The sequence below is a fragment of the Stenotrophomonas sp. SMYL89 genome (assembly GCF_036319985.1).
Lineage (GTDB): Bacteria > Pseudomonadota > Gammaproteobacteria > Xanthomonadales > Xanthomonadaceae > Stenotrophomonas > Stenotrophomonas maltophilia_Q.
In genome coordinates, this window is the sequence record NZ_JAWIRW010000006.1 from 232,462 (window position 1) to 244,299 (window position 11,838).

Annotated in this window: 15 protein-coding genes; 9 read left to right on the forward strand and 6 right to left on the reverse strand. The window is 64.1% G+C overall.

What is annotated here, in order from left to right; genetic code table 11:
• Positions 1 to 110: 110 nt before the first annotated feature.
• Positions 111 to 833: a hypothetical protein gene (locus V3B41_RS10150; RefSeq protein WP_329860932.1), complete on the forward strand. Its 723-nt coding sequence runs from the start codon at positions 111 to 113 to the stop codon at positions 831 to 833.
• Complete coding sequence (locus tag V3B41_RS10155) at positions 826 to 1,098, forward strand: hypothetical protein (protein WP_329860934.1); 273 nt, start codon at positions 826 to 828, stop codon at positions 1,096 to 1,098. Before V3B41_RS10150 ends, V3B41_RS10155 begins: the two co-directional genes overlap by 8 nt.
• A gap of 146 nt (positions 1,099 to 1,244) precedes the next feature.
• Here V3B41_RS10155 and V3B41_RS10160 read toward each other — a convergent pair whose 3' ends face one another.
• A complete protein-coding gene (locus V3B41_RS10160) occupies positions 1,245 to 2,318 on the reverse strand; it encodes a DUF3644 domain-containing protein (RefSeq protein WP_329860936.1) in 1,074 nt (357 codons plus the stop codon).
• Between the two features lie 106 nt (positions 2,319 to 2,424).
• Between V3B41_RS10160 and V3B41_RS10165 the strand changes: the two genes are divergently transcribed.
• Positions 2,425 to 2,940 carry a hypothetical protein gene (locus V3B41_RS10165; RefSeq protein ID WP_329860938.1) on the forward strand — a complete coding sequence of 172 codons (516 nt, stop codon included), beginning with the start codon at positions 2,425 to 2,427 and terminating at the stop codon, positions 2,938 to 2,940.
• A gap of 91 nt (positions 2,941 to 3,031) precedes the next feature.
• On the opposite strand, the gene V3B41_RS10170 is transcribed toward V3B41_RS10165, so the two are convergent.
• The 3 genes from V3B41_RS10170 to V3B41_RS10180 all read right to left on the reverse strand — a co-directional run bounded on the left by V3B41_RS10170 (position 3,032) and on the right by V3B41_RS10180 (position 6,202).
• Positions 3,032 to 4,219 (reverse strand): integrase arm-type DNA-binding domain-containing protein, encoded by a 1,188-nt coding sequence (locus tag V3B41_RS10170; RefSeq protein WP_329860940.1) that lies wholly within the window; start codon positions 4,217 to 4,219, stop codon positions 3,032 to 3,034.
• 300 nt (positions 4,220 to 4,519) lie between these two features.
• Complete coding sequence (locus V3B41_RS10175) at positions 4,520 to 5,644, reverse strand: XVIPCD domain-containing protein (protein ID WP_329860942.1); 1,125 nt, start codon at positions 5,642 to 5,644, stop codon at positions 4,520 to 4,522.
• Positions 5,645 to 5,671: 27 nt separating this feature from the next.
• Entirely contained in the window at positions 5,672 to 6,202 is a 531-nt protein-coding gene (locus V3B41_RS10180) for a hypothetical protein (protein ID WP_197619902.1), read from the reverse strand.
• Between the two features lie 302 nt (positions 6,203 to 6,504).
• Between V3B41_RS10180 and V3B41_RS10185 the strand changes: the two genes are divergently transcribed.
• Both V3B41_RS10185 and V3B41_RS10190 read left to right on the forward strand, forming a co-directional pair.
• Positions 6,505 to 6,792: a type II toxin-antitoxin system RelE/ParE family toxin gene (locus tag V3B41_RS10185; protein WP_295550109.1), complete on the forward strand. Its 288-nt coding sequence runs from the start codon at positions 6,505 to 6,507 to the stop codon at positions 6,790 to 6,792.
• Positions 6,793 to 6,850: 58 nt separating this feature from the next.
• Positions 6,851 to 7,153 carry an addiction module antidote protein gene (locus V3B41_RS10190; RefSeq protein WP_029380112.1) on the forward strand — a complete coding sequence of 101 codons (303 nt, stop codon included), beginning with the start codon at positions 6,851 to 6,853 and terminating at the stop codon, positions 7,151 to 7,153.
• 174 nt (positions 7,154 to 7,327) lie between these two features.
• On the opposite strand, the gene V3B41_RS10195 is transcribed toward V3B41_RS10190, so the two are convergent.
• Positions 7,328 to 7,729, reverse strand: a complete 402-nt coding sequence (locus tag V3B41_RS10195) for a hypothetical protein (protein WP_295550113.1) — start codon at positions 7,727 to 7,729, stop codon at positions 7,328 to 7,330.
• A gap of 584 nt (positions 7,730 to 8,313) precedes the next feature.
• On the opposite strand from V3B41_RS10195, the gene V3B41_RS10200 reads away from it, so the two are divergent.
• The 4 genes from V3B41_RS10200 (at position 8,314) to V3B41_RS10215 (ending at position 10,858) form a co-directional block, all read left to right on the forward strand.
• Positions 8,314 to 9,078: a DUF3011 domain-containing protein gene (locus V3B41_RS10200; RefSeq protein WP_049431466.1), complete on the forward strand. Its 765-nt coding sequence runs from the start codon at positions 8,314 to 8,316 to the stop codon at positions 9,076 to 9,078.
• A 134-nt stretch (positions 9,079 to 9,212) separates the two neighbouring features.
• Entirely contained in the window at positions 9,213 to 10,133 is a 921-nt protein-coding gene (rocF, locus tag V3B41_RS10205; RefSeq protein WP_049431469.1) for an arginase, read from the forward strand.
• A 160-nt stretch (positions 10,134 to 10,293) separates the two neighbouring features.
• Positions 10,294 to 10,431 (forward strand): entericidin A/B family lipoprotein, encoded by a 138-nt coding sequence (locus V3B41_RS10210; protein WP_005407710.1) that lies wholly within the window; start codon positions 10,294 to 10,296, stop codon positions 10,429 to 10,431.
• 205 nt (positions 10,432 to 10,636) lie between these two features.
• Positions 10,637 to 10,858 (forward strand): CsbD family protein, encoded by a 222-nt coding sequence (locus V3B41_RS10215; protein WP_004137109.1) that lies wholly within the window; start codon positions 10,637 to 10,639, stop codon positions 10,856 to 10,858.
• Between the two features lie 73 nt (positions 10,859 to 10,931).
• On the opposite strand, the gene V3B41_RS10220 is transcribed toward V3B41_RS10215, so the two are convergent.
• A complete protein-coding gene (locus V3B41_RS10220) occupies positions 10,932 to 11,732 on the reverse strand; it encodes a hypothetical protein (protein ID WP_329860947.1) in 801 nt (266 codons plus the stop codon).
• Positions 11,733 to 11,838: the final 106 nt, after the last annotated feature.

Genomic DNA, 11,838 nt, shown 5'->3' on the forward strand with positions numbered 1-11,838 from the left:
ATTGCAGGCGTATCCGGTCAGCGCACAGGCGCGCGTGACCCGCACCTCGGCTTGGTGCACGCGCTCGTGACAGGCGACCGGAGGACCAACCTCACAGGAGCCAGCGAGCCATGAAGATCACCCTCAACGACACCCCCCTCCTCAGTCCCCAGCAGATCGGCGAGCTCGCATCGCAGCTCGACCTGCTGCACAAGCGCACTCTCTCCGCGATCGAGCGGCTGAACAAGGACGTCGCGACCCGCAAGCAGCAGATCGCTTCGCGCTGGAAGAGCGCGGCCGGCATCGGCGCGGGCGACGTGGCGCGCTTCGCCCAGAACGAGACGCTCGCCAGCATCCGCGAGATCCAGGACAACTCGAAGGCTGAGCTCGACAAGATCATCAAGGACGCGGGCGCCCCGCACGCGCAGCTCATCGGCCAGCGCGAGTTCTACGATTCCCCGGCGAAGGTCCTGGCCCGCGCGGCCCTGGGCGACCCCAAGCGCACCGAGTACCTCCAGCAGCTCCAGCACGCCGGCCCGGCCGAGCTCGGGCACATGGCCCAGGTCGCGGTCGGCACACGGAACGTGGCCCTTGCCTCGGCCGTGCTGTCCCTGATCGACCGCATGCCCTCCAAGGACCGACCCGTCGGCCCGGCCGAGCTGGCGTCCGCGATGAAGCAGGACGACTTCCTCAAGGTCCAGGAGTACATCAAGCTGGGCGACGCGCGCCTCCAGGGCATCCTGGTCGCCATCCGCGCCTGGTACGCCGGCAAGGCCAACCCCCTCAGCTCGGTGCAGCTCGCCATGCGCGAGCGGGACATCGACCACGACCTGATCGGGGGTGGCGATGCGTAAGCTGACCCACTACTCGACGGACCACCCGGTGGCGATCGCGCTCGCCGGCATGGTCGGCGCCCTGCGCACGGGTGGCGACCTCCTCGCGTCCTTGGCCGAGCGGGCTGAGGACGCGGGTGTCCGCCCGTACTCCGAATACTTCGACGACGCGGCGCGCCTCGCGGGCATGCCGTACTGCCGCGCGCTGGACCTGTACGTGGACCGCGAGACCAAGCGTCGGGCCGACCGGCTGGGACACGGGCAGGCGCACCTCGCGCTCTGCTGACCGGGCAAACGCGGCCGGGCTGGTTGGGTGCGCAGAGGGGCGACGGGTTGCCCCGGCCGTGTTTCGAGGGGGATGTCCTGAGGGCATCCCCTTCTTTTTCTATGACATAGGCGAAAAGACGAGCCAATCTCTAATTGGAGAGTGCCTTAATGGCCTCGTCTACCTGTGGGTTTTTGCCTTTCCCAGACGGCATCCATATCCAGCTTCGGAAGCTCCTCTTTGATCTTCTCAACGGCCTTGGCGGAGTACCGCTTGAATCGCTGGGAATCGACCTTGAAGTCCTTAAAGTAGTCATCCGACTCTTGAAGCTTCAACTCCTTAACAACGGCAAGGGTCTTGGGTGGAGAGAGGCCGACCTTCTCGGCGACTGCATGTAGACCCAGTGAGTAGAAGCCAAGTTGATCGACCTTCCTTACCGCTAGGACCGTCGCTCCGGGAGTACCCTCTGGAACGATGTGTACGGCATCGCCGTCCTTTCGGGTGATGCGGATTGCTACGTTAATTCCCTCGCCCTCAGCTGAAACCCGAAGAGTGGAGATGCCGGGAAACAACTCCTGCCAAGTCTTACCCTCCTTCACCTTGCGCGCCAAAGCGTTCACTTCGAGCTCGCTCGGTTGTGAGCGTACGCCGGACAGTGAAGACTCAACGATGGCAAGAGCTTTGAGCTTCGCCTTCGCCTCAACCTGGTCGCGTGAGTAGGGCTGGAGCTGCTGGATGATTTTCTCGAAATCTGCCTCGATCATCGTATGCAGGTTGGGCGGTGGGTTGGGCGAAACGGGCAACACTCGTTCCGGAACGTGGTCTCTGAGTTTCTCGTCGAAAACTCTGCTGAGAATGTCGCGGAACAGAGTTACACCTGCCTGAGCGTGCAGGTATAGCTCCTGTTCGGAGAGTTCGACCACGTCGTGCTGAGCAGCGTCGCGGAGGCTGTTGATGATCTGGACGGTCAGACCTTCGTCCACGCTGAGAAACTTGACATCGGCGTCATCAAGGCACTTGCGCACGCATTTCTCGAAGCCAATTGTCTCCCGCTCGTAGGCCTCCCTGATCTTGCCGCCCCGGTGGATGATGGCTGCCTTGAGGATCAGCTCGAAGCTCCGATCGAGGAGGATTAGGACCGCCTCCTTCCTGCCCCTGTCCCAAGGCCTGTTGAAGTGCTCGACTGCAAGCACCAACGAGTCTATGCCCTTGTCCAACAGCATTCTGGCCTGCTTTTTCATTCTGCTCCTCGTATTAGAAGAAGATCCGTTGGGGGGGGGGGGGGCTCCCAAACCCAGCGTATCGCGACCTAATGCCTATGTGTCCACCCACATGTAGGAGAACGCCATGAACCTGGAAGACGTGCCCACAAAGGAACTGCTCGCGCTGCACAACCGCATTGCCGACAAGCCCGCGGGACCCAAGACCTTCGCGACGCGATCGAAGCTCGTAGCGCGTATCGAGCAGATCGCGGCCGACAAGAACATCGACCTGAGCTCGCCCGAGCGGCCGAAGAAGCCCAAGGCGGCCAAGGAGCGCGCAGAGCCGAAGGTCGCTGCCGCCGAGGCGCCCGAGGCGACCGAGAAAAAGCCCCAAGGCATGGGCATCGGAGCGCTCGCACGAGCGATCCTGATGGACCCGGCGGGCCACCCGCACGCGCTCATCGCCGAGATGGTCAACGCACAAATCGAGGGCGCCGCCGCCACGGCCAAGTCGGTGCGCTGGTATGCGAACGACATGCGTAAGAAGGGCGCCGAGGTGCCGCCCCGTCAGAAGCACCACCCCGCCGACATGGACGAGGAGCAGTCGGCCGAGGCGCTGCGCACCGTGCGGGTGGTCGAGCCCGCGCCCTTCGACGAGTGACGCGTTCTCCCGCCGTGCACGAGAAAGGGCCACCTTCGCGGTGGCCCTTTCATTTTCATCGCCTTGTGGTGCGTCGCGTGCCGACTGCGGATCAGGTGGCCAGCCTCGGCGGCCACGTCCCGGGCTTGTGCACGAGGCCCAGCGCGTCGAGGATGTAGCGCGACGCCTTCTCCTGATGCTCGCGCAGGTGGTCGAGCGACGGGTGCAGGTAGCCCATCGTGACGCCGCCGCTGGACGCGCTGTGGTTCAGCAGGAACCGCAACTCCAGCAGCGGAATGCCTGCCTGCAATGCGAGGGACGCGTACGCGTGCCGCAGCGCGTGGCCGGTGAGGTCGCCCAGCTCGTGCTGCTGGACCTCCGCCACCCGGCCCGACGCCGAGTCGGCTGGGAACAGGTAGGGCGTCTTGCGCCTCACGCTGTCGGCCCCCGCCTCACGGTGGGCGAGTAGGTCGGCGAGCACAGACGACAGCGGCAGGTCGAACTTCTTGGCCGCGCCGCCCTTGGGGTTCGGTACGTGCAGGTGGCCATCGCGGAGGTCCGCGCGCCTCGCCTCGCACGAGGCGGTCCTGCGCATGCCCGACAGCAGCATGAACAGTTGCAGGTCGCGGCGTACCGGGTTGCCCAGCGACAGGACAGCCTTCCCCCACGCCCTGAGCTTGTCGGGACTGGCATCCACCTCGCGGCGGCGCATGCCGTTCATGTCCACGTTGCCCACCGGGTTCGGGGGCAGGTCTGGGAACTGCCGCAGGGCGCGGTTGTAGACCGAGCGCAGCACCCGCATGGTGTTGTCGCCCGAGGTGGCGCCGCTCCTCTCGGTGATCCGCCGGTGACGCTCGCGCACGCCCTGACGGTCCGCGCCGATCTCGGCCAGCGGCCGGTCGAGCCAGTCCTTGAGGTAGTAGGTGACGTGGTACTCATAGCCGCTGCGGGTCTTGTCGGCCAGCCGCCGGGAGTTGAGGTGCAGATCCAGCCCCTCCCGCAGGGTGATGCCGCGCGCCCGGGCCCTACGACGCTCCTCGTTCGGGTTGGTGCCGCCCCGCATGCCGACCAGCGTCTGCCGTGCGGCGTCCCGGGCTTGCTTGGCGTCCATCGCCGGGTGGTCGCCCAGCTTCGTCCTGACCTGACGCCCGTTGACGAGGGACTGGACGTAGAAGCTGCGCTTAGTGGGGGTGACGATAAGGTAGAACCCCCTCATCTCGGTGTCGGCGTACAGGGCCGACTTGCCCGGCTCGGGCCGGGGCGCCCTCTCGACGAGGGACTGGGTGATCTTCGACTTCATGCTGGCTCCGTGTGACGGGGCCACGGCTCGGACACGGTTTCGCACCACAAGGTGCCGTGTTCAGACGCGCCGTTTGTGCCCCTGAAGCTTCATTAAGTCGCGGTTTTTCCTCGGTGTAAGCGGCCCCGGACCATCCGATTTCAAATCATGGCAAGCTATCCACCCGCCGACTTGTAAACAGTAGGTCATCCGTTCGATTCGGATAAGCGGCACCATCCCCTATGAGTCGGCGTCTCTTTGCGCTGCTCCAGGCACTCGCCCGGCGGTTCGAAGGACGGAAGATCCGCTGTCTCGACAGTCCTACCTTGAGAATGATGGTCCATCCTGCGCATGAACCTGCTGCGCTGGTGGCTGTTCAAGATTTGCGGCCAACGCTTCAGCGCGATGAAGGGACTCTGCTTCGGGCGAGCGAAGCGCGTCCATCGTATTCATGGCTCCGCGGCGTTGGGCAGGATCGTCCATCGCTCCCTCGACGATGAATACTTTCTCGCCACGTGCAAGGGACTCTGTCGGGTTGTTCAGTACAACGTGGTCAACTCTTGAAAACCCTTGCTCCTTCGCGAGCACCAACAGACTCGCGGACATGCGCTGGCTCGACTCATCCCACTGCTTCCCGCTCTCGGCGTCCAGGCGTTCCACACCCGCTCTTATCTGCATGTAGAGAGAGCGGTCAGCGTTGCCGAGTTCAGCTACAGAGGAAGCTGTTCGCTGCACTGAGAGTGAGTCGTCGGCGACCACGGCGACTCTCTCCCCAGCCGAAGTGCGCTCGGCGTCAAATTCTGGCTCGGGCCTACGTCGACGCTGCGTGGGTGCTAAGTGCTGATCATAGTGCGCGCCATAGTAAAGCTCGTATGTCGCATGAGGACCCACAGAAGGAGCCTCCGTTTTGAACACCTCAGCGATCTGTCCAAGCGCCTGGTTTCGATTGATCCGCCCGGCCTGGAGTTCAACGGCAATGGCTCCATACTGTTGCGGTCGATTACCCGTACCCGACACGCCAATGTCCGGTCCACCGGCCGCAATGAGTTCACGCTGGACCTGGACATTACTGAGCGTCGCAGCGGCTTCTCCGCGTAGCAGGGTGTTTACATAGGATTGCTTGGACGTCCGATCTGGTTGCTCGGTGAAGAGATGATGCCCAACTTCATGAGAAAGAGAACGTGCGATTCTGGGGCCCTGCCCGATGGCGTTCTCGTCAATGACGATCTTCACACCGGGAACAAGATAGGTGCCGCCACCGGCTGGCCCCGATTCGACACCCAGGTTGTCGTGATCAGCCTGTGCAAGACCCGCTCGAAGTGTTTGGGATTTGGTCAGAAGCGGTGCCAGCGAGGGATCAACCAAAGGCGAAGCCGGACGACGTGTTGCCCCTGGTCGGCCACTCTCCTGCGGCTGTGACAGTGCAGATTCTTCAGTACGCTCCATGTCGCGGCTCTTTCGCAATGACAGGGATCAGCGCTGACTGATCGATACGTAGGTCAGCGTCTTGTGGTCAAGGGAGAGCCCGAGTACAACCTTGGCACTGTTCACCTGAGCAGACCAGTAAGGGCGGGAATCAGGCGCATCCGGGTGGGGTGGATACATGGCGGATTCCTCCCAGATGATTTCCTCGAGCGCGATGCTCGGTGGTGCGACCTCAAAGATCAAGGTCGCGTGCGTAGGATCGTCGGCAGGACTTCTCAGCGTGATGTTCTGGATACCAAGTCCGCCCAGCATGCCGCGTTCTGCGGTCCGCTCGTCCCTCAAGCCTTGTCGAGTTGGCTCTCCCAGGTGCGTGTGGAGCTGTTCATTCAATGCGTCGACATCATCAAAACGCAACTTGGTCAAACGCTCGATATCGTTCTTGAACCGCTCCATACCAGTTTCACTCCCTGATTCGACGGGCCGTTTTTGATTCAGATGATCTGATGGGGGCGGCGGCGCGGCGCTCGTACATGCTGCCAGCACAAGCGCCGGAACAGCGATCGCGAGGCGACGACGCACTGCTATCCAGAGGTGGCGCCGAAGTCCACGTTCTGATGAAGAAGCGCATTTCTCGACCCATGCATTCATGAAAGCATCTCGCGCGCCAATGTCACACTCTTGAATCTAGCACAGCATTTTGTGAGCGCGGATCGGGTACGAGTGAACAATGAGCTGCTGAAAGCGCACCCGATTCCACTTTCCAATCTGAAAAGACGGGGCGTCGGCTGCGAGGGAGGGAGTGCCAGACGGGAGGCCGAGCACAGCTCCATGCGTGCATTCCCGATAGTTGAAAGACTGTAGTCAGTAGGCTACAGTCCTCCATGAAGATCCAGCGTACCCGTCAGTTCGCGACATGGATTGACGCTCTCAAGGACGTAACCGCACGCGCTCGCATCCTGGCCCGTATCGGTCGGCTCGCTGAAGGCCATCCCGGTGATCACCGCTATCTGGCGGATGGCGTTTCTGAATTGTGTATCGATGCAGGACCGGGTTACCGCGTTTACTACACCCAGCGCGGCAGGCAGTTGGTGATTCTCCTGGTTGGAGGCGACAAGGGTTCGCAGCGGCGCGATATCGAGAAGGCCAGGGAGATTGCGCGTGCCCTGTGAGCGTGGAACTGGCTGTCGACGAAACGACTCAATACCGAAGTACCGGAGCTGTCCCATCATGGCCATCAAGAGAAAAGTCGAACTCAAATCATTTGATGTGGCCGAGCATCTTCGGACACCGGAGGAAATGGCGGCTTATCTCGACGCCTGCATCGAAGAAAGCGACGGCGATTCTGCTTTCATCGCCAAGGCGCTCGGCGATATCGCCCGCGCTCAGGGGATGAGCAAGGTTGCGCGTGCGGCGGGTTTGTCGCGCGAGAGTCTGTACCGCGCACTGTCGGGCGAGCGCAGCCCCGATTTCGCCACCATCCTGAAGGTGACCCGTGCCCTGGGTGTGCGATTGCATGCCAGCGCAGCATAAGCACATGCGCCGATCATGATGCGTCGGCGCGGCGCCGGTCGCAAAGGCGGTGGAACAAAAATGAAGAAACCGCCTTTCGCTGGTTGTGTCGTCCCAACCCGGTGAGTCAACTCACTGTATGGTGTGGGCAGATCCTTCGATCAACGCCGCACACACACGACGACCGCCGCAGCCTCAGCTACGCACCTGCAACGCCACATACCCGGCCAGCCCCCGGCAGGCCAGCATCAGCCCCTCACGCACGCCGTCGCCGATATCGTCCTTCTCTTCCCCATCCACGCGCACGCGCTCGTTGGCGTGATACAGCTCCAGCAGCGACACCAGGCCCACGGCGGCGCGATCCCTGCGTGCGGCGGCCACGGCGTGGCCGGGCGTGCTGGATGGCCCCTGCCACGGCTGTCCGTCGGCGGCATCTCCGGCATGGATGCGGCGCAGGCAGACGGGCAGGTTGATGGGCGCGGGCGCATCGTTGGCGGCGGCAAGGGCGGCTTCCAACGGCTGCGCCAGTTCGAGCGGCAGATGCAGGGCGGCGTCGCCCAGCGTGGCGGTCAGATAGGGGTAGAGCGTCTTGGACATGCGGGCATCCTCGTCAGGCACAGAGGCGCCGCCACGATAGGGTGGCGGGCGATGCGTGGCTTCCAAGACCGGAGATCGATGAGCCGGCGGGCACAGGGCCCCCACGCACCGCCCGCCGTAGACCGGCGAACGGATTGCCAGCCGGCGCCGCTCCTGGGAGGACGGCGCCGGCTGGCAAGCGTATACAGCTTCAATCAAACGGGCTTGGAAGACCCGGCCACCTCTGCAGGTGGCGATTCATCATGCGCACGCCAAACCCCCGCCTACCAGTCGATTGTTTCGATGGCATCGGGTGACCTGAAAGGAAAAATGAATTATCGCGATTGGCCTGTTTCCGCCGCTGCGATGCCGAAAGCGACATATCGCGCAATGCGATCATCCGCTGGAAATCGGTAGGTCTCAGCGCTGTTGCAAGGCGTGGAACCGCCTACCAAGTAAAGCTGGCTTAACAGCCCGGGTAGAGCGCCACAGCCACCATAGCAAACACAAACCCCCAAACGCGCGCCCGGATATTGATTCTCCTCACACACCGCTCCCGACTCCCCACCGCATACTTCGGGCACATACCTGTTCGGGACCCGCCCATGCGCCGCCACGCCCTGCCGCTCACCGTCGCACTGTTGTCCACCGCGTTCGCAGTCCCGGCCATGGCCGCCGTGCCGTTCTTCAACGCCAGCTGCCCGGGCGGCATCGATGTGCACGCCGATGAGGGCGGGCCGGTCTACGTGCAGGGCCGCGAGACGGCGTTGAAGCGCTTCAACGACCGCTATTTCGAAGCACGCGATGCCAACAGCGGCATCACCCTGTCGATCAGCCGCAACGATGACGGCTCGCCGCAGGTCAGCTACACCGGCCGGGGCGGCGCCAATGGCATCTGCCAGGTCAGTAGCAGTGGTGCGCCCGCGCCCGCCGCAAACAGCGCGCGCCCTCGCGATGGCGCTGCCGGGGACGCCGCGCTACCGCGCGAAGTCACCTGCGAATCCACCGGCCAGCAGCAGGTATCGTGCGATCTGAATACCCGTGGCAACGTGGAAATCGTGCGCCAGCTCAGCCACACCCGCTGCGAACAAGGCCAGAACTGGGGCCTGTCGCGGCATTCGGTGTGGGTGAATGGTGGCTGCCGTGCGGTCTTCCGTAATGTGTCCAAGGCGGCCAACAGCGCGGCGCCGGGCGATACCGCGCTGGGTTCCTGCAATATGAGCAAGGGCGCGCAGGGCACGCTGGTCACCCAGATGCCGGTGGGCAGCGATTACCAGGAACTGATCATCGATTATCCGGATGGCCGCTTCCTGTGCATGATGCGCAACAACGGCCAGGTGCAGAGCGTGACGCCACTGCGCCGACGCTGACGGCAGTACGAGCAGCGCTGCTGAAGGGGAGCATCACGGAGGGCAGTGCGGTCGCCTGCCCTGCTGCACCGCCGCGAGTGGTGTCACACAGCTCTGGCTAGACTGTGCTTCTTTTTCCCCCGCAGGAGGCACCCATGGCCCATCCCATTTCCGTATCGTTGATTGGCGTACCCACCGACGTGGGTGCCGGCCATCGCGGTGCTCGGCTGGGGCCGGAAGCGCTGCGCGTGGCGGGCCTGCCGGAGGCGCTGGAAGCGCGTGGCGTGGACGTGCGCGACCTGGGCAACCTGGATGGCCCGCGCAACCCGTGGACCGCGCCGGTGGAAGGCTATCGCCACCTGGATGAAGTGGTGGCGTGGAACCACGCGCTGATGGAAGCCAGCTACGCCGAACTGCAGGCCGGCCGCATGCCCATCATGCTCGGTGGCGACCACTGCCTGGGCATCGGTTCGATCACTGCCGTGGCGCGCTGGTGCCGCGAGCAGGGCAAGACCCTGCGCGTGCTGTGGCTGGATGCGCATTCGGACTTCAACACCAGCGACGTGACCCCGTCGGGCAACATCCACGGCATGCCGGTGGCCTGCCTGTGTGGTCTCGGCCCGGATGCGCTGACCCGCCTGGGTGGCAGCGCGCCGGCGATCACCCCGGCGCAGATGCACCAGATCGGCATCCGCTCGGTGGACCCGGAAGAAAAGCGCCTGATCAAGACCCACAAGGTGGATGTCTATGACATGCGCTACATCGACGAGAACGGCATGAAGCGCGCGGTGGAAGCGGCGCTGGCCGGCATCGACGAAAACACCCACCTGCATGTCAGCTTCGATGTGGACTTCCTCGACCCGAGCATCGCCCCGGGCGTGGGCACCACGGTGCCGGGTGGGGTGAACTACCGCGAGGCGCAGCTGGTGATGGAGATGATCGCCGACACCGGGCGCATGGGTTCGCTGGACATCGTCGAGCTCAACCCCTTGCTGGACAAGCAGAACGCCACCGCCGAACTGGCCGTGGACCTGGTCGAAAGCCTGTTCGGCAAGTCCACCCTGATGCGTGACTGAGCTCTCCGCCTGAACGGATCTGTGATCCGTTCACACCCGCTCCACGCCCCTGCCGCCAGATTGCACTTCACGCGGCGGCAGTGGCATTGGCTCCTTCCGCCGAGCGACCGAACCCCATCCGCGAATGAAGCGGTATAGCGGCGAACCCAAGGAGAAGCCCATGAAGCGCGTAGTTGCCCTGATGCTGTTGTCGATGTTCTCGGTGGCCCTGCTGGCCGGTTGCAACACCGTTGCCGGTGCCGGCAAGGACGTGCAGAAGGCTGGCGAAAAGGTTGAGGATGCCGCCAAGGGCCGTTGAGCCTGAAGTGGAACGGAAAGAAAAAAAGGCCGGGGATCTCCCCGGCCTTTTCTGTTGCGCGTTTTCTCCAGCGCACGTGTCGAAGCGTAGTGAACCATTCAAGCAGGTGAGCATCCATTTCATTGCCGGTTGACCAGCACTCAACAGCCGCTGCGCGATGCTGGAGCCACGGTAAGAACGCCGTTGCAGCCAAGGATTCCCAGCAATGAACAAAGACATCATTTCCGGCAAGTGGTCGCAGCTGAAGGGCAAGGCCCAGGCCAAGTGGGGCGATCTGACCAACGACGATTTCGATGTGGCCGAGGGCAATGCCGAGTACCTGGCCGGTCGCCTGCAGGAACGTTATGGCTGGGCCAAGGACCGCGCCGAGAAGGAAGTGCGTGAGTTCCAGGACAGCGTGAGCAAGGACTACCCGGACTACAAGTAAGCGCGACGGTTTCCCCCACAACACAACGCCCGCACCGAGAGGTTGCGGGCGTTGTGTTGTCTGGGCGCGAGGATCAGCGTGCCGGCGGGTCGGGCACGTAGCGGTTCGGGAAGGCCTGCGGTTCGCGCGGCAGGCGCGAGGGTGCATCGACCAGGATGCCGCGCGCACGCAGGTTGCGGGCGCTGTCGTAGCGCAGCTGCAGCACCTGGGCCGGACTGCGGCTGGCGCGCTCGAAGTCGGTATCGCGTACCGAGGACTGTTCGCGTGCGCCGTGGCCGGTCCCCAACGCAGGGGCCTGCGACTTGCTGGCATAGCCCTCGATGCGGCTGGCACTGGCATCGGCGGCAGCCTCAGCCTGCGCGGCCGGCGCCGGCAGCGGCACGCCACGGCGCAGGATCGGCTCCGGACGCCAGCGGCGCGCCTCCTCGAACACCGCAACGCCGACCACGCCGATGTTGTCCGGGCGGCCGGTGCGGCCGGCATAACTGCCGCTGGGGCTGCTGAACACGAACTGCGCCACTTCGTCCTGGCTCTTGCGCCAGCCGGTGATGTCGGCGCGCTGGCCGGGGTTGAGCACGTAGCCGGTCTGCGAAGGATCGGCATCCTCGCCGGAGATGGCGTTGATGCCGTCTACCGACAGCACCACCAGCACCCGGCGCGGGCTGTCGTTGTACAGGCGCACGGCGTAGCGGTGGCCGCGCTCGCCGGCCACCCAGCGCTGGCCTTCGGCGGGGTAGCTGCGCAATTCGGTGCCACGGTCGCGGTCGACCAGGGCCATGCGCACCGGGCCACCTTCATACATTGGCGGCGGGGGCGGGGCCGGACGGAAACCGGCCAGGGGCAGGATCAGCAGCAGGGGCAGCAGGCGTTTCATCGGGCGTCTCCAGCGGGGTTGGGTGAATGAACGCGCCGCAGGCCCTGACGGGGTTGACCGTTGGCACGGTAAACTGGCCCCGTTCATCGAAGGTTTCCCCACGCAG